This window comes from Streptomyces sp. NPDC040589, assembly GCF_055594445.1.
In genome coordinates this window covers 157,875-173,669 of the sequence record NZ_JBVIWP010000009.1, presented here as the reverse complement: position 1 = coordinate 173,669, position 15,795 = coordinate 157,875, and the positions used below count along the sequence as shown (strand labels likewise).

Sequence of the window (15,795 nt, the reverse complement as noted above, 5' to 3'; positions counted from 1 at the left end):
GCCCTTCCCGCTGGGCGCGCACCGCATCGCCGTGCGTGCTCAGCTCTTGAGGGCTTGCTCGATCCGCTCGAAGTTCTCAGGGCTGAAGTTGCCCCGGCTGATCTGCACGCTCCGGTTTTGTTTCGGCGTCACCACATTCGGATACGACGCCAGCTCGGGCACGGCGATCTTCCAGGTGGCCGCGATGCGCCCGAGGACGATCACCGCGTCACGGGACATGGCGCGGCGCACCAGGTAGAAGGCGAAGGACTGGGAGGGCAGTGTGTACGGGATCGGCCGCCACGATTGCGAATGGTAGCCGTGGAACTGCACGGCAAGGATCTGCCGGGCGAGTTCGTCGTGACTGTGCCCCTGCTTCGTCAGGCCGTTCAGGGTCCGGGACCACCACCGGAGTCCTGGATGGTCCTTGTCGGGGTGCGTCAGGAAGTGGTTGGGGGTCCCGCCGGCGTTCGCGATGTGTTGCAGGGTTCGCTCGGTCACGCCGGGCCGGGCGTAGGCGGCCGGGTCTGCGTCGCTCACGCCTGGGTTGGCCAGCAGCATGACCAGGGGCGCGTCGTGCAGGCCAATGAACGGTTCCGGCGGGAGCGTCAGGTTGAGCTGGTACGGCGCGTGCGAGGGGTGGACTTGGGTGTCGGCGAGGGCTTGCAAGTGCGGCAGGTCTTCGGGGACCGCGTACGGTGCGTTCCTGGTCGTGCGGGTCCACGGATTGAGCACCTGATCCTCCGCTATCCGCGTCGTCATGGCATGCAAGCCTACGAGCATCCTGCGAGCGGACCGTCACCGTGCCGGTCAGCCATCGGCGCAGGGAGCCCTTCCCATCTTGATCAGGTGGCGAGTTCGAGGGCAACGACGGCACGGACAGCGGCTGTGATCCGGGTGGTGCTGCAGCGGAGTTTCCGCAGGAGCCGCCAAGACTTGAGGATGGCCATGGCGCGTTCGCCGAGGCTGCGGATCTTGGCGTGATCGCGATTGTGGCGTCGGCGCCAGCCGCGCAGGTGCTTGCCACGGATCGGGACACGGATCGCAGGGCCGGCGCCCTGGTACGCCTTGTCGGCCCAGCACTTGATGTCGTCTGCGGCGAGGGCGGCGGGTATGCCGTGGGTCCGGGCCGCGGTCAGGTCGTGTGTGGCTCCCGGCAGTGCGTCCGAGGCCCAGATCAGGCGTCCGGCGGGATCGGCGAGGACTTGCACGTTCATCCCGTGGTGCTTCTTCTTCCCGGAGTAGTACGGCTGGTCGGCGGCGATGCGGTCGATTGGTAGCACGGTGCCGTCGAGGATCACGTACGCCTTCTTCCGGACGGTCGTCATGGCCTGCTCCAGCGTGGGCGCGAGGGCGGCCAGCAGGTCGACGGCCTCGTGTAAGTAGCGGTAGGCCGTGGCGATCCCGATGCGGAGACCCGCGGCAAGGCGAGCGTAGGTGTCGCCGCAGCGCAGGTGGGCCAGGACGAGCAGGGCCTGCCGGCCGCAGGTCAGGCGACGCCAGCGTGAACCGATCCGACGACGGTGACCTGCGAGAAGACCGGAGAGATGCCCCAGAGTGCGGCTGGACAGATCGATGCCGGAGGGGTAGACAAGCACGCGAAAGCTCCTGGCGGACTGGTGATCTAAGCCGTGAACCCGTCTACCAGGAGCCTTCTTCATGCCCGCCGCCGGGGCTGCCAGCCCAACCACCCGTGAGGTTGGAAGAGGTTCACTCTGCCAGCGGCCGGCTGGCTACCGCCGATCCCGAAAGCCTGGCGGTGCACAGCGCACTTGTGCGTGCCGACGAGGTCCGCCGGCTCACCGTAAGCAGGCTGTTGGAACGTGCGGCGCAGGTCGAACTGGGAGACACGCGATGGCAGCTGTCCCCGTTGAGGGCGTAGGACAGGTTCTTCGGGGGTGTGGCTCTGCGGTGGATCGTTGCGATCGACTCGTTGACTAGGGGTACAAGTGCGTGCATTTCCTGTTCGGCTGCCTTCGGGTCTCCGGTACTGGACCGTGGTAGATGACGATCTTGAGGTCGTCGGGGACGCTGACCATTTCCTGCGGGAGATTCGGCTGGCGCGAGGGCGGGCGGAGCTGACGACGAAGGCGTACGCCGAGGCTCTCGTCTTCGGGCCGATACGTGCCGGGCCCAGCTTGCGGTCCTGTCGCAGCCTGCAGACATGGGCCTCGGTGGCGGCTGCGGTCCGGTGCGGTGTGCTGCGGGGACGGCTGGAACGGTCGATGAGTCCGCTCTCGCCCTCGGACCGCCAGCGCCGATTCCACTTGTGGGCTGTGGGACGGGAGATGCCCATCTCGGCGGCCACATGGGCCACAGGACGGCCCAGACCGACACGTTCGACGAGCAGCCGCCTGCCATGAATGGTCAGCCGGGCATTACGGTGGGACACGAAGACCTCCGTGCGGTGTGTTCCTAGACAGCTCCACCACATCGGAGGTCTTCGCCATGTTCAAGACCCGCCAGTGTCAACAACGCTCGTGATCAATACACCTAGCGGGTGGACCCGGTGTGCTCCCGCACAGTGGCCGCCTCGCTCGCCGTCGTCCCGGCCCCCGGCTCGGCGCTCTTCCTCGCGAAGCCGCGCCGGCCCGGCAGGACGGCGAGGACGATCAGTGTTCCGGCGGCCATGATGATCCCGCCGATGAGGCTGGTCTGGGCGACTCCGTGGGCGAAGGCCTGGTGGACGGCGTCCACGGCGGCCTGGGCCTGCTGGGGTCCGGCGGAGGGATCCTGCGCGACCCGCTCCGCGACGGCCAGGCCGGCGCCGACCGAGTCCTTGGCGGTCTCCATCGCCTCCGCCGGGAGCCGGTTGCCCACCAGGTCGGTCAGCTCGTCCCGGTAGGCCGTGCCCAGCAGCGAGCCCAGCACCGCGATGCCCAGCGCCCCGCCCAGCTCGAGCGCGGTGTCGTTGACCCCGCCGCCGACGCCCAGCTCGGACTCGGGGAAGGAGCCCATGATCGTGTCGGTCGCCGGGGAGATGGCCAGTCCGAGCGCGAGGCCCAGCATCATCAGCGGCGCCAGGAAGTCCCCGTACGTCGACCCCTTGTCGATCTGGGTGAGCAGGAACATGCCCGCCGTGCCGACGGCCATGCCGGTCACGGCCATCACCTTCACCCCCAGCTTCGGGGTGAGCATCCCGGTCAGTGCGGACCCGAGGAACACCGCACCGCCCAGCGGCAGCAGCCGTACACCCGTGTCGAGGGCGCCGTAGCCGAGGACGAACTGCAGGAACTGCGTCGCGTAGTAGATCACGGCGAACATGCCGAAGAAGAAGAACATCACCGCGAGCATCGAGCCACTGAAGGGCCGCAGCGCGAACTTCCGGACGTCCAGCATCGGGTGCGGGTGCCGCAGCTCCCAGGCGACGAAGGCGACCAGACCGACACCGGCGACCACGGCGGCGGTGACGGGGCCGGCGCCCCAGCCGGAGTGCGGGCCCTCGATGGCGGCGTAGATCAGGGAGCCGACCGTGACGATCGACAGCAGACCACCGACGTAGTCGATCCGGCCCATGCCCTCCGCCTTGGACGGCGGTACCAGGGCGAGCGCGCCGAACACGGCGAGGACGGCGATCGGCACGTTGATCAGGAAGGTCGAGCCCCAGGCGTGGTCCTCGAGCAGCCAGCCGGAGACCAGCGGGCCGACGGCTACCGCCACCCCGGAGGTCGCGGCCCAGGCGGTGATGGCCTTGGCCCGCTCGCTCCGGGGGAAGGTCGCGACCACCAGAGACAGCGTGGCCGGCATCACGACCGCGGCACCGACACCCATGATCGCGCGGGCCACGATGACCAGCGAGGTCTCGTCGACGATGCTCCCCATCACCGAACCGCCGGCGAAGATCAGCAGACCCAGCACCAGCGCGCCGCGTCGGCTGTACTTGTCGCCGATCGCACCCAGCACCAGCATCAGCGCCGCGTACGGAACGGTGTAACTATCGACGACCCACTGCAGATCGCTGCTGCTCAGGCCCAGGTCGGTGGTCATGTCGGGGGCGGCGACGATCAGCGACGTGTTCGCCATCACCGTGATCAGCAGGCTCAGGCACAACACGAGCAGCGCCCACCAGCGCCGCGCGTACGGCCCGGTCATCTTCTCCACGGGGGTGTTCGCAAGGAAGGGCATCAGTAGCTCCTGAGGGGGACGGGGCGGACGAGCGGAATCACTTGATTGCCCGTGAGGCGAGCGGGCGACGGGCTGAGATCTCCGGGCTTCAAGATCATCCTGTGGCCCCTTGTGGGCTTCCCTCGGCGATCCCCTGGAGGGCCGCGTCGGTGTCCGCGATGGCCAGCATCCTGTTGATGTCGGCGCCGGCCAGTGCGCCGGCCGCTGCGGAGGCCCCGACCTGGGCGACCAGATCGGTGGCGTTGCCGGCCACCCACACACCCGGCACCTCGGTGGTGCCGGCCATACCGGAGGCGAAACCGCGGCCCGTCGGCAGGTCCCGCACCGGCAGGCCCAGACCTTCCAGGCCCTGGGTGCGGGCCTGCATCGGCGCGGCGACCGCGAGGACGCGGCGGGCCACGACCTGGCCGTCGGCCAGGCTCACCCCGGCGAGGGCACCGTCCTCGTCGTTGACGACCTCGGTGACCGGGGTGTCGATGACGCGGATGCCGCGGGCGGCGAAGCGGGCGCGGCTGTCCTCGTCCAGGTCGGTGCCGTGGGTGAAGTAGGTCAGGTCCTCGGTCAGCTGACGGAACAGATACGCGTGGCCGATGGAGGCCGCGCCGGTGGCGAGGATGCCGATGGGCTCGTCGCGCACCTCCCAGCCGTGGCAGTACGGGCAGTGCACCACACTGTGTCCCCAGTGCTCGGCGAGCCCGGGCACCTGTGGCAGCACATCCGTGAGGCCGGTGGCCACCAGGATGCGGCGGGCGGTGATGCGGCGGCCGTCGGCCAGGGTGACGGTGAACCGCAGGTCCCCGTCCGCCGACGGGGCGGCAGGCTCGGCCGAGACCACCTCGCCGAACACGACGCGTCCGCCGTACTGGCGCACTTGTTCCCGGCCCCGTCGAAGGATTTCGGGCGGCGGGGTGCCGTCCAGGGCGATGAGGCCGTGCACGGCCTCCGCGGGCGCGTTGCGCGGGGAGCCGCTGTCGATCACGACGACCGAGCGGCGGGAGCGGGCGAGGATCAGTGCGCCGTTCAGCCCCGCGGCGCCCCCGCCGATCACCACCGCGTCGACGGTCCCCTCGGCCAGTGCGTCGCTCGTGTACGGAGGAGTCGTCACAGCCATGGCCTCCTGCCTTTCCTTGTCAGTCATGGTTCGGTCAACCCTTCGAGTTCTGGGTGGTTGGAGGGTGGTCAGCTGTTCAGGAAGCCCAGGATGTGGTCGGCGGCCGTCTTGGGCTGTTCGAGGTGCAGGAAGTGCCCCGCGCCGGGGACAGCCCGACGTTCGTGATGTACAGATCCAGTCCGGCGGTGAAACTCGCCGTCGCCAGGTCGCGAGGATCAGACCGGGCTTGCCGGCCTGGAAGGCGTCGCAATGCCGGGCGGCGCGGAGGAGTGCAAAGGCATGGGTTGCTCTCCATAGCGCCTGGCGTGCACGCACCCTGTCCGGTGAGCTCAGGATGGTTGTTTACTGAACAGTCCGAAACCTAGGTAGTTCTGTACTGAGTTGTCAAGAACGGCAGGTCGGCTTTACCTTCTATGTATGGCGAGACCACGAAGCTTCGACCCCGACCACGTCCTGCATGCCGCCGAGCGGCAGTTCCGCACCTCGGGCTACAACGGCACGAGCGTCGACGACATCAGCACCGCCACCGGCCTGGGCCGCGGCAGCCTCTACGCCGCGTTCGACGGCAAACACGGCGTGCTGCTGCAGGCCATGGCCGGCTACTTCGCCCGGCTGGGGCAGGGTCCGCGGAAGATGCTCGCCGGACCGGACGAGGGCGCCCTGGAACGACTGCACGCGTACCTGCTCCGCGCCGTGCACGGGGTGCCACTCGCCGCCGACGTACCCCCCGCCCCCGACCGGACGGCGGCGGCCTGCTTCGCCGCCAAAATGGCCCTGGAGATCGGCGCCTCCGACCCCGAGGTGCAACGCCTGGCCAACGACTGCTTCGCCGTAGTCCGGACGGCGGTGGCCGAGTGTGTGCGAGCGGCCCAGCGCAACGGCGACATCGACCCCGACGCGGACCCCGACGACCTCGCCTACCTCCTGCTGACCATCATCCGCGGGACCGATGTCGTAGGCGCGTACGGCCACAGCCCCGACCGCCTGACCTCGATCGCGGAAAGCGCGTTCGCCCTGCTGCCTCGCCCCCGCCACCCCTGACAAGGACACAGCCGGCCTCGTCGCACAGGCACCTGATGCGGCAGGCCCACTTCGACGCCGCGGAGGCACAGCCCGTAGGTTTACGCGCCGCCGTGACCTCATGTGTTGGCGCGTGCTGTGGTGTTCCGGGGTATGCGGGGTGGGCACTGCTCGGCGCTTCGGACGTGAGGCGGTTCCATGGATGCTGTTGCCCAAAATGAGGGCCAGGACCCGCTTGCCGACCGTCTGATCAGGGCCGGTGCCGCGTTCGAGGGCAGTGCGGAGATCGCCGAGGCCCGTGCCATGGCCCGCGACTGTGAAAGCACTGCTCCGCGGACGTCTCGTACGAGCCGAACGCCAGGTCCGCGATCAGCGGCCTCGGGGAACATCGGTACAGCGGTTAACGCTAAGCCGGTGATCATGGTCCGGCCGGTGCGAGCGCACTGACGCGATTCTCGTACTCGCGGCGGGCCTTGCGCTGGGTTGGGACCGCAGGAACGCCGTGGCCGCCGTCGAGTGGCTGGCAGCGGGCGAGGAGTCCGAGGTGCACGGCGGGGACGGCGGTAACGCGCAGGGTGTAGCCCTAACCGCGCCGTACGGTCACGCCCTGGTCGAGCACGGCCCGCTCGACGTCGTCCAGCTCGGCGGCGCGGAGGAAGTCCAGGTGCCGGTGAGAACTCTGTCACCGGCCGCAAACGGCGGTGATCAGTCCTCGGACCTGGTGGGTTGGGGCAGTTCCGGCGTGCTCGTCGCCTCAGCGAGTGCGAGGCGACCGCCCTTCAGCTCGGGCACGTAGTTGTAGATCGTGTTCCTGGAGACGCCGAGGAGCTTCGCGATCGAGGTGACGGTGTTCTCTGGGGCATGACCCAGATGCACCAGAAACCCGCTGCGGGGTGATCTTGAACGTGTGACGGGATGAGCGGCGGGTGTCGGTGGTGAGGGCGTTGACGCGGTTCTCGTACTCGCGGCGGGCTTTGCGCTGGGCCGGGATCAGGGCGTGAGTAGGCACCGTCGCGGCATGTCCGTCGTCGGACAAGAGGGGGGAATGTCAGCGCCGCACGTACGGTGCGTCCGCCCTGGGGATCAGCTCCAGCGCCGACCGGGCCGTCTGCCGGAGCGTCGTGGCGTCGACACCCGCCTTGGCCATGTTGTCGATGCCCCTGACCACGCTCAGCAGCAGATATCCCAGGGCCGTGGCGTCGACGTGCTCGGCCACTTCTCCCGCGTCCTGGGCGTCGCGTATCGCGGACGCGAGGGCGCCGGCGAGATCCTCGAACGCGCGACGGGCCGTGCCCGCCACCATGTCGTCCTCTCCGGCGCGGTCCGCGGTGACCTTGCTGAGGAAACATCCCCGGCGGGGCGACTCGGTCGCGAAGGCGTCGGCGAGTGAGACGACGTAGCGCTCCAGACGGGCCATCGGCGAGGTGAGCACCGCGTGCGGGCCCTCCCGCAGCTCCTCGCGGGCCTGGGCGACGAGGCCCTGGCAGTAGTCGGAGAAGACGCGCACATAAAGGGCGTGCTTGTTGCCGAACGCCTTGTAGATGCTGCCCTTGCCCAGGCCGGTCGCTTCCATGAGGTCATAGGTGGACGTGCCGTCGAATCCGGTGGTCCAGAACCGGTCGCGGACGACATCGAGCACGGTGGTCTCGTCGAAGCCTCGGTTTCGCCCCATGACCTCACGATACGTCATTGTGGTCCAGGTGGACCAGAACGGTCGGCAACCCGGCCCTCCATGCCGGCGCGGAGGGATCGCCCGACGCCTCTCGGTTTGTTGACCGGTTGGACCACTTCATGCTTCCATTGTGGTCCAACCGGTCAACAAAACCGCGTCGGTCAGCAACCCTGTGGAGGACTGATGGCTCAGAGCCGAACGAAGACGGAGACGGAGACGGAGCGGAACAAGGCCGTCGTCCTCGAATTCCTGACGACCGCGTTCAACTCGAAGGACTTCACCGCGCTGGACCGGTACCTGCACCCCGACTACATCCAGCACAACCCGTTCATCCCGCCGGCCAGGGCCGGGCTGCGCAAGTTCATCGCGGACCTGCCCGACGCCAGCCGGTACGAGCCGGGAGCGATCATCGCCGAGGGAGACCTGGTCATGATCCACGGCAGGTACTCCGGCAGCACCGAGACGCCCCTCGTGGTGGTCGACATCTTCCGCTTCGAAGAGGGCCTGGTGGTGGAGCACTGGGACGTCCTGCAGGACGAAGTGCCCGCGAGGGACACGGTGGCGGGCAACCACATGTTCACCACCCCGCAGGCCGGCCGGGCCTGAGACACCGGACCGGCGAGGCGGGCGGCACGCGCCGCGCGGGCCATGCCGGCGAGGGGCTCGACCGCACTTGCCGTTCCAGGGCCAAGGCCCGACCGACACCTGATGCAGACGAAGAGACAAAGGACAAGGACGATGACAACAGACACTCAGACCTCGCGGACCGTGGCCAAGAAGTTCGTGGAGCGCCTCGGCAAGCATGACCCCGACGGCATCCAGGAACTGTTCGCCGAGGAGATCGACTGGCACGTCCCCGGCAGTGACGCGCTGCCCTGGACCGGGCGCCGTACCCGCCGGGAGGAGGTCGCGCCGTACTTCACCACGATGTGGTCGCACTTCGCGCCCGGCAGGAGCAAGGCCGTGCTGGAGCGCGTCATCGTCGACGGTGGTGACGTGGTGCTGCTGGCGGTCTTCACGCACACCGTCGCGGCCAATGGCAAGGAGTTCACCACACCGGCGGCCATGCACCTGGCGGTCGAGGACGACCGGATCGTTCGCATGCACGTGTACGAGGACACGCTGACCGTCGCCGAGGCGTTCAACGCCGGCTGAGCGAAGAGTACTCAAGGGCCCCGCGGCCTGGATCCCGCGCGGCCGGACATGCAAATCCGAAGGAGCAAGTAACGTGACCACCCCTGTCGTCTCCATCGCTTACCACTCCGGCTTCGGCCACACCTCCGTCCTCGCCGAGGCCGTCCGCGATGGGGTGACCACCGCCGGCGCCACCGCCCACCTGATCAACGTCGAGGAGATCTCCGAGGAGCAGTGGAACCTGCTCGACGCCTCGGACGCGATCATCTTCGGCTCGCCCACCTACATGGGCAGCGCCTCCGCCGTCTTCCACGCCTTCGCCGAGGCCAGCTCCAAGCGCTGGTACACCCAGGAGTGGAAGGACAAGATCGCCGCAGGCTTCACCAACTCCGCGGGCAAGAGCGGCGACAAGCTCAACACCCTGCAGTACTTCACCGTGCTCGCCGCGCAGCACAGCATGCACTGGGTCGGCCTCGGCCTGATGCCCGGCTGGAACGCCTCCACGGCGTCCGAGAACGACCTCAACCGCCTCGGCTTCTTTCTCGGCGCCGCCGCCCAGAGCAACATGGACCAGGGAGCCGAGGGCGTACACAAGGCCGACATCGCCACCGCCGCCGAGCTCGGCAAGCGCGTCGTCGAGGTCGCCCGCGTCTACGCCGCAGGCCGCACCGCCCTCGCCGCCTGAGCGACCGACGCCGGGGCGGATGCGCGGCCCGGACGACGAGGTGGTGTGCTCGACGAAGCGCACCGGCAACTGCTCCGGACCGGGCAGCAGCACCGCAGACTCGCGATCAGCGGCGCGCAGCGACGCCATCATGAGGCGGTCGCCGGCCTTGGGGAACATCGGTACAGCGGTTATCGGTGAGATTGATCTTGAAGTTGGAGGACCCCGGCGGGGCGAGCTGCGCAAGGCCGGTCTGGCCGATTCGGCGGGGGCGGGCTGGATGCTCGCGCGGGACCTGGCGGCGATCACCCTGCTCGATGTCTACCAGGCGATCGCCGTCGACTTCCCCTGACCGGGGCATTCTGCACCCATCAATGTAACAACAATAGTTACGTCAAGAAATTGGAGAATCTCATGGGACAGCTGGAGGACAAGACCGCCCTTGTCACCGGCGCCTCCAGCGGCATCGGCCTGGCGATCGCCCGCCGTTTCGCCGCCGAGGGCGCGACCGTCTACCTGACCGGCCGCCGCAAGGCCGCGCTGGACGCCGCCGTCGCGCAGGTCGGCGCCCGAGGCATCGCCATCCAGGGCGATGCCTCGGACCTCGGCGAGCTCGACCGGCTCTTCGCCGAGATCGCGAACCGCAGCGGCCGCCTGGACATTGTGGTGGCCAACGCGGGGGTCGCGGACTACAGCCCGCTCGGCGCGATCACCGAGGAGGAGTACGACCGCACTACCTCGATCAATATCAAGGGCACGGTCTTCACCGTCCAAAAGGCGCTGCCGCTGCTGACGGCCGGCGCCTCGGTGCTGCTGCTCTCCTCCAGCTCGGCCCTGCGGGCGCGCCCGGGCCTGGGCGTCTACGCCGCAACCAAGGCCGCGATCCGCAGCCTCGCCCGCACCTGGGCCGCCGAGCTGGCCGGCCGCGGAATCCGCGTCAACACCCTCACCCCAGGCCCTGTCGAGACCCCGGGCCTGGACGAGCTCCACGCCGCGTTCCCGCACCGCGATCAGCCCACCGCGGCCGAGCCCGCCCCACCGACCCCGTTCGGCCGCGCCGGCCATCCCGACGAGGTCGCCGCCACCGCCCTCTACCTGGCCAGTGACCAAAGCAGTTTCACCACCGGCGCGGAACTGTTCGTCGACGGCGGAGCCACACAGCTCTAGGCGCCAAATCGCGGGACGCGCTGTAGGTCGCGCTGGAGTTCGCCGGCGGCGGCGAGGGTCTGCACCATGAACTTCACGGTAGACAGCAGCTCGCCGGTGCGCGGGTGGCGGGCGGTGAGGTCCATCGCGGAGAACGCGCCGTCGTGGATGCGCAGCGCCACCTGGTCGCGGTGGAGGACGTCGAGCACGTCGAGGATGTGCCCGGTGCCGCGGACGAGGCGGAACATCTCGGAGATGTGCACCGTGTCGCCGGGCCGCGCGTAGTTCAGCAGTTCGCGGAACTTTGGGCGCAGGAGAGGGTGGAGGCGGCTGGAGGTGCAGGGGTCCTCCTCGAAGACGACCGGGTCCGCGATCCCGGCCTCGTCCAGGACGAGGTTCTGCCGGGCAGTGGACTGCTGGTCGGTGGAGACCCGCTTGTAGACCAGGTTCGCCACTCGGGGCCACTTCCGTACGGAGGGTCGGACCTTACCTGTCGTCAAACCCTGTCAGTAATCACCATCGGATCTGATTGGATTCGTGCCGCCTCGAACCCCCGGATTACACGGGTTCATTGGACGCGTCGCCCGCCTGTCATCAAACGATTGTTTGCCGACAGGCGCAAGCTGGCCGGCGAGCAGTATGGGGAGATCGGAGATCAGGGCGCGAGCCCCCCGCTGACTGTGGAGCCGGGCCGATGAGTGGGCGCCGCCGTGGGGCGGATGCGTGACAGCGCTGGGCGACGTCGTGCACCTCGACCTGATTACCCGTCAGTTAAGTCGCCAAAGTGGTCAGCATGAGTCCTGCCAAAGCCTGCGAAGGCTTGCCGAACCTGCAAATCGCCGCGGGGATGCCCTGGTGTGCGTAAGTCGTGAAGGTGCAGATCAGGGTGAGTGACCAACCGCCCTATGGAGCCCTGTGATGCATCCTGCCCGCTTCCGATCAACCCCGTTCACCCACCGCCCGCTTCCCTGCACATTCCTTTGGAAAATGCCAAAGCGTTCACCTGCACCGAGCACACACCGTAGTGTCGTGCTCACGTTCGCGGGAACGGCCGTGCAGGGGAGGGGGATTCGGCGTGCCCGGAATTGACGAGAGTCTGCTGGAGGCCATGCGGTTGCCCGGCGCGCGAGGGGCATCGGTGGTCGACTGGATCAGTGGTCTCGCCCTGGGCGCGGTGGGTGACGCACCGGGCGGTGACCTGGAGGCGGCGGCGGCTGAGACCGCCGAACTCGCCCGTCTCGCCACCGAAAGCGGCCTCCTCGCGCCGGCCGGCGGCGATGAGGGAGAGGTGTCCGGCAAAGAACCACCCGTACAGGATTTGATCATCACGAACGCCGACTCGTACCACCTGCTCAGGTTCGTCAGCACGACGTTCGACAGCACCGTGTTCCTGCACTTATGGCTCGACCGCAGTGACGGCAACCTGGCTCTGGCCCGCATCCGGCTGGCCGAGATGGCGGACCGACTGGTGCTCGGATGACCATGACGATCCGCACCTCACGCACGGACGAACCGGCCTCGGCCTTGCTCGGCACCCTCGCCGAGCAGGGCGCGAGCGGCGCCCTGTCCACCGAGTCGGGCATCGTCTACCTGGCTTCCGGGCACGTCGTCCACGTCGAATCCGCCGTCGCACCCGCCCTCGGCGACCTACTCACCCACAGCGGTGCGCTCGCCCCGGACGGCTGGTGGGCCGCGATCGACCAGGCGGGCCGCCGCTGCCGGGTCGGCCGGCAACTGGTCGACAGCGGCCATCTCGCCGCCGGCGCGCTGGAACTGTGTCACCTGGGCGCCCTGTTCGACGCGGCGTACTTCGTCCTCGCCCACGACGGACCGGCACTCCGCTTCCGCCCCGGAGTCGCGCACTGGCTCGGCGCGGTCCGCTCAGTTCCGGTGGACGCGGTCCTGCGTGAGTCGAGACGCCGCCGCGAACTGCTGCACCGCATATGGCCCGAACCCCGCGTCGACCTCGCCCCGCTCGCCCGGGTGCCCGACGCCGCTCCCTCGGACCTGCCGGCCCGCCGCAGCCGCGCCCTCGCCCAGGTCGACGGCGTCCGCACCGCCGCCCAGATCGCCACGGCCCTCGCCTGCCGCACCTTTCACACGCTCGTAGAACTCCGCCGCCTGGCCGCCGCCGGGATGGTCGTCCCCGTAGCCACGGCCCCAGCCGCGGCCGCCCCCGCCCCAGTCCCCGCCCCCGCGTCCGCGTCCGCCGAGCCTGGCCCCGCCCCTCGTCCGGTGGCACCGGACGAGCCCGACACCGCATTGCTGCGACGGCTCCTGCACGCCTTGGAGGCACTGTGATCCGCGCGCGAAGACAGCGTGCCGAAAGGAGAATGCTCATGGCCGTCGAGACCGACGTCCTGGACGAACTGCGTCGGCTCCGCACCCGCATACCCCGGCTGACGGGCTCCCTCGCGGCCACCGTCGACGGACTCGTCCTCGCCCACGACGTGCCCGAGACCGAGCCGGAGGGACTCGCCGCACTCACCGCCGCCGCCCTCGGTGTCGCGTACCGCATGACCGACGCCTCCGGCCGGGGCGACTTCCGCGAACTGCTGGTACGCGGCTCCCGGGGCTACGTCGCGACCTACGCGGCCGGAGCCACCGCTGTTCTCACCCTCCTCGCCGAGGACCGCGTCAACGTCGGCCGCCTCCACCTGGAGGGCCGGCGTAGCGGCGCCCGGATCGCGGATCTGGTGGCCACACGCGTAGGACCGGGCACCGGCCGCCACGCCGACCGGCCCGCGCCCGCCGAACACCTCGCCGCAGCGCCCCCGGCCACGGCTCGCCCCATCGGCACCCTCCCGGTCCGCACACCGCAGCGGCCCACCCACCAGCCACGCCCGCAGACCGGCATCTGAGCCACCCGAACCACTCAAACCTTCCGACCGACCCACCGAAGCAAAACGGAACGAAAGGAACGAAGCGCATGGCCAACACCGAGACCGCGCTGAAGGAATGTCTGAGCTCCATCGAGGGGGCTACGGCAGCAGCCCTCGTCGACTACACCAGTGGCATGGCCCTCGGCACCCTCGGCGGCACCAAGGACTTCAATCTGGAAGTCGCCGCCGCCGGCAACACCGACGTCGTACGGGCCAAGCTGCGCACGATGGAACTCCTGGGACTGAAGGAGGAAATCGAGGACATCCTGATCACCCTGAACTCCCAGTACCACCTCATCCGTCTGATCAAGGGGCGCGGAGGCAGCGGGCTGTTCCTCTACCTCGTGCTCGACGGCAGCCGGTCCAACCTGGCGATGGCCCGCCACCAGCTCCGCCGCATCGAAGCCGACCTGGAGGTCTGAGCCCACACCACCCTGAACCGGCACCACGGGAGCCCTCCGGACGCAACACGGTGCGGAGGGCCCCGGCCTGAGGTACGGCCGCGAGTACCGTTGAGGCCATGACGGCACCCCTGGACGTGCTGGTGGTGGGCGCGGGCCCGACCGGACTCGCGCTGGCGACGCAACTGCGCGCGTACGACACCCCGTTCCGGATCGTGGACCGCTCACTGGACCGTGCCCGGGAGTCACGCGCGCCGGCCATCCAGCCCCGAACTCTGGAAATGCTGGCCGGGTTCGGCGTGACGGACGACTTGGTCGACCGGGGCAGTACGGCGGTCCGGCTGCACCTGCATCTGCCCCGACGGGAGCTGCGGGTGCCGGTGTTCGACGTCGGCTGCGAGGACACCCCGTACCCCTTCCTGCTCTTCCTCCCGCAGTCGGAGACCGAAGCCGTCCTGACGGCCCGGCTGGCCGCCCGGGACGTGACCGTGGAACGGGGCACGGAACTGGTGAGCGCGGAGCGGGAGGGGGGGTTCGTCAGCTGCCGGCTCCGGTGCCCGGACGGCAGTGAGGAGACCGTGCGGGCCCGCTACGTCGTCGGCTGCGACGGGGCGCACAGCACCGTGCGCGTCCAGGCGGGCATCGCCTTCGAGGGACATGCCTATCCGCAGACGTTCTTCCTGGCCGACCTCGAGGCCGACGGGCTGGATCCGGGCGCCGCGCACACGTACATGACCGCGGCCGGGATGCTGTTCTTCTTCCCGCTCGGCACACCGGCCACCTGGCGGATGATCGCGATGCGCCCGCCGGGTTCCCACGGGGAGGTGACACTGAGCCTTCTCCAGCAGCTCGCCGACGACTGGACCACCGACCGCGCCGGCCGCAACGACCACCGGCTGGTCCTGCGCGATCCGGTCTGGATGACCGCCTTCCGCATCCACAACCGCGGCGCCACCCACTACCGCCACGGCCCGTTCTTCCTCGCCGGGGACGCGGCACACATCCACAGCCCGGCCGGGGGGGGTCAGGGCATGAACACCGGCATCCAGGACGCGCTCAACCTGGGCTGGAAGCTCGCCCACGTCTGCCGGGGCACGGCGCCCGAGGAGTTGCTTGAGACGTACGAGGCGGAGCGGGCCCCGGTCGGCCACGGCGTGCGCCGCCTCACCGACCGCGCGTTCACCCTCGGCACGAGCAGCAACCCGGCCTTCCGGCTCGCCCGTACCCATCTCGCCCCGCGCCTGGCCCCGCTGCTGCTGCGCACGACCCGCCCCCGCGCACGGCTCTTCCGCACGGTCTCCGAACTCGGTATCAACTACCGCCGCGGACCTGCCTCCACCACCGGACCGCACCGACCACGACAGGGCCCCCAGGCGGGGGACCGGCTCCCCGATGTCCCACCCGGACTGCACCAGCACACCGCCGCACCGGGCTACCACCTCCTGCTCACCGGCCCTGCCCACCTCTGGCCATCGCCTGTGCCGGCGCGCGGACGCCACGACCTGCTCAGCGTGCACCACTTCGGCACGGACAGCCCCTGGCCGGACGTCACCCACGCCCTCGTGCGCCCCGACGGGTACCTGGGTTACGTGGCGCGCGGAAACGACCTGACCGGTCTGCGTACCTACCTCCAGCGCTGGCTGCCGGGCCTGGCTCTCTAG

At 69.5% G+C, this 15,795-nt stretch carries 17 protein-coding genes and 2 pseudogenes; 12 read left to right on the top strand and 7 right to left on the bottom strand.

Features of this window, described 5'->3' with window-relative positions; genetic code table 11:
• Positions 1–39: 39 nt before the first annotated feature.
• The 5 genes and pseudogenes from ACZ58V_RS32560 to ACZ58V_RS32540 all read right to left on the bottom strand — a co-directional run bounded on the left by ACZ58V_RS32560 (position 40) and on the right by ACZ58V_RS32540 (position 5,215).
• Positions 40–741: a hypothetical protein gene (locus tag ACZ58V_RS32560; protein WP_468195675.1), complete on the bottom strand. Its 702-nt coding sequence runs from the start codon at positions 739–741 to the stop codon at positions 40–42.
• An 83-nt stretch (positions 742–824) separates the two neighbouring features.
• The gene (locus tag ACZ58V_RS32555) at positions 825–1,577 is read right to left on the bottom strand and encodes a transposase family protein (RefSeq protein ID WP_468195672.1); all 753 of its coding nucleotides are present in this window, start codon (positions 1,575–1,577) and stop codon (positions 825–827) included.
• A gap of 515 nt (positions 1,578–2,092) precedes the next feature.
• Positions 2,093–2,371, bottom strand: a pseudogene (locus ACZ58V_RS32550) (leucine zipper domain-containing protein); the annotation flags it as partial.
• Positions 2,372–2,472: 101 nt separating this feature from the next.
• Positions 2,473–4,104 (bottom strand): MFS transporter, encoded by a 1,632-nt coding sequence (locus ACZ58V_RS32545; protein ID WP_471294550.1) that lies wholly within the window; start codon positions 4,102–4,104, stop codon positions 2,473–2,475.
• A 94-nt stretch (positions 4,105–4,198) separates the two neighbouring features.
• A complete protein-coding gene (locus ACZ58V_RS32540) occupies positions 4,199–5,215 on the bottom strand; it encodes an NAD(P)/FAD-dependent oxidoreductase (RefSeq protein WP_471294782.1) in 1,017 nt (338 codons plus the stop codon).
• A 417-nt stretch (positions 5,216–5,632) separates the two neighbouring features.
• Here ACZ58V_RS32540 and ACZ58V_RS32535 point away from each other — a divergent pair, with 417 nt between their 5' ends.
• A complete protein-coding gene (locus ACZ58V_RS32535; RefSeq protein ID WP_471294548.1) occupies positions 5,633–6,256 on the top strand; it encodes a TetR/AcrR family transcriptional regulator in 624 nt (207 codons plus the stop codon).
• 481 nt (positions 6,257–6,737) lie between these two features.
• On the top strand, positions 6,738–7,031 hold the full coding sequence (locus ACZ58V_RS32530) for a hypothetical protein (protein WP_471294546.1): 294 nt from the start codon (positions 6,738–6,740) through the stop codon (positions 7,029–7,031).
• Between the two features lie 252 nt (positions 7,032–7,283).
• Here the strand turns inward: ACZ58V_RS32530 and ACZ58V_RS32525 are convergent, their stop codons facing one another.
• Positions 7,284–7,907, bottom strand: coding sequence for a TetR/AcrR family transcriptional regulator (locus ACZ58V_RS32525; protein WP_468195662.1), 624 nt, complete (start codon positions 7,905–7,907; stop codon positions 7,284–7,286).
• A gap of 183 nt (positions 7,908–8,090) precedes the next feature.
• Between ACZ58V_RS32525 and ACZ58V_RS32520 the strand changes: the two genes are divergently transcribed.
• The 5 genes and pseudogenes from ACZ58V_RS32520 (at position 8,091) to ACZ58V_RS32500 (ending at position 10,872) form a co-directional block, all read left to right on the top strand.
• Positions 8,091–8,513: a nuclear transport factor 2 family protein gene (locus ACZ58V_RS32520; protein ID WP_468195659.1), complete on the top strand. Its 423-nt coding sequence runs from the start codon at positions 8,091–8,093 to the stop codon at positions 8,511–8,513.
• Between the two features lie 132 nt (positions 8,514–8,645).
• The gene (locus ACZ58V_RS32515; protein ID WP_471294542.1) at positions 8,646–9,062 is read left to right on the top strand and encodes a nuclear transport factor 2 family protein; all 417 of its coding nucleotides are present in this window, start codon (positions 8,646–8,648) and stop codon (positions 9,060–9,062) included.
• 73 nt (positions 9,063–9,135) lie between these two features.
• Positions 9,136–9,726, top strand: coding sequence for a flavodoxin family protein (locus ACZ58V_RS32510; protein WP_468195655.1), 591 nt, complete (start codon positions 9,136–9,138; stop codon positions 9,724–9,726).
• Positions 9,727–9,940: 214 nt separating this feature from the next.
• Positions 9,941–10,039, top strand: a pseudogene (locus ACZ58V_RS32505) (Rrf2 family transcriptional regulator); the annotation flags it as partial.
• An 80-nt stretch (positions 10,040–10,119) separates the two neighbouring features.
• The gene (locus ACZ58V_RS32500; RefSeq protein WP_471294539.1) at positions 10,120–10,872 is read left to right on the top strand and encodes an SDR family NAD(P)-dependent oxidoreductase; all 753 of its coding nucleotides are present in this window, start codon (positions 10,120–10,122) and stop codon (positions 10,870–10,872) included.
• Here the strand turns inward: ACZ58V_RS32500 and ACZ58V_RS32495 are convergent.
• Positions 10,869–11,306 carry a recombinase family protein gene (locus tag ACZ58V_RS32495; RefSeq protein ID WP_471294536.1) on the bottom strand — a complete coding sequence of 146 codons (438 nt, stop codon included), beginning with the start codon at positions 11,304–11,306 and terminating at the stop codon, positions 10,869–10,871. The two genes, ACZ58V_RS32500 and ACZ58V_RS32495, sit on opposite strands and share 4 nt — an antisense overlap.
• A 620-nt stretch (positions 11,307–11,926) precedes the next feature.
• On the opposite strand from ACZ58V_RS32495, the gene ACZ58V_RS32490 reads away from it, so the two are divergent.
• The 5 genes from ACZ58V_RS32490 (at position 11,927) to ACZ58V_RS32470 (ending at position 15,795) form a co-directional block, all read left to right on the top strand.
• Positions 11,927–12,331, top strand: a complete 405-nt coding sequence (locus ACZ58V_RS32490; RefSeq protein WP_468195632.1) for a hypothetical protein — start codon at positions 11,927–11,929, stop codon at positions 12,329–12,331.
• Positions 12,328–13,152 carry a hypothetical protein gene (locus ACZ58V_RS32485; RefSeq protein ID WP_471294534.1) on the top strand — a complete coding sequence of 275 codons (825 nt, stop codon included), beginning with the start codon at positions 12,328–12,330 and terminating at the stop codon, positions 13,150–13,152. Before ACZ58V_RS32490 ends, ACZ58V_RS32485 begins: the two co-directional genes overlap by 4 nt.
• Positions 13,153–13,190: 38 nt before the next feature.
• A complete protein-coding gene (locus tag ACZ58V_RS32480; RefSeq protein WP_468195627.1) occupies positions 13,191–13,712 on the top strand; it encodes a roadblock/LC7 domain-containing protein in 522 nt (173 codons plus the stop codon).
• A 68-nt stretch (positions 13,713–13,780) separates the two neighbouring features.
• Entirely contained in the window at positions 13,781–14,155 is a 375-nt protein-coding gene (locus ACZ58V_RS32475) for a roadblock/LC7 domain-containing protein (protein WP_189727443.1), read from the top strand.
• Positions 14,156–14,253: 98 nt separating this feature from the next.
• Positions 14,254–15,795, top strand: a complete 1,542-nt coding sequence (locus ACZ58V_RS32470) for an FAD-dependent monooxygenase (RefSeq protein ID WP_471294531.1) — start codon at positions 14,254–14,256, stop codon at positions 15,793–15,795.

Coding starts and splice junctions, on each gene's coding strand:
- ACZ58V_RS32560 (WP_468195675.1), bottom strand. CDS start 741: ATGACGACGCGGATAGCGGAGGATCAGGTGCTCAATCCGTGGACCCGC.
- ACZ58V_RS32545 (WP_471294550.1), bottom strand. CDS start 4,104: ATGCCCTTCCTTGCGAACACCCCCGTGGAGAAGATGACCGGGCCGTAC.
- ACZ58V_RS32540 (WP_471294782.1), bottom strand. CDS start 5,215: ATGGCTGTGACGACTCCTCCGTACACGAGCGACGCACTGGCCGAGGGG.
- ACZ58V_RS32535 (WP_471294548.1), top strand. CDS start 5,633: ATGGCGAGACCACGAAGCTTCGACCCCGACCACGTCCTGCATGCCGCC.
- ACZ58V_RS32525 (WP_468195662.1), bottom strand. CDS start 7,907: ATGGGGCGAAACCGAGGCTTCGACGAGACCACCGTGCTCGATGTCGTC.
- ACZ58V_RS32520 (WP_468195659.1), top strand. CDS start 8,091: ATGGCTCAGAGCCGAACGAAGACGGAGACGGAGACGGAGCGGAACAAG.
- ACZ58V_RS32515 (WP_471294542.1), top strand. CDS start 8,646: ATGACAACAGACACTCAGACCTCGCGGACCGTGGCCAAGAAGTTCGTG.
- ACZ58V_RS32500 (WP_471294539.1), top strand. CDS start 10,120: ATGGGACAGCTGGAGGACAAGACCGCCCTTGTCACCGGCGCCTCCAGC.
- ACZ58V_RS32485 (WP_471294534.1), top strand. CDS start 12,328: ATGACCATGACGATCCGCACCTCACGCACGGACGAACCGGCCTCGGCC.
- ACZ58V_RS32480 (WP_468195627.1), top strand. CDS start 13,191: ATGGCCGTCGAGACCGACGTCCTGGACGAACTGCGTCGGCTCCGCACC.
- ACZ58V_RS32475 (WP_189727443.1), top strand. CDS start 13,781: ATGGCCAACACCGAGACCGCGCTGAAGGAATGTCTGAGCTCCATCGAG.
- ACZ58V_RS32470 (WP_471294531.1), top strand. CDS start 14,254: ATGACGGCACCCCTGGACGTGCTGGTGGTGGGCGCGGGCCCGACCGGA.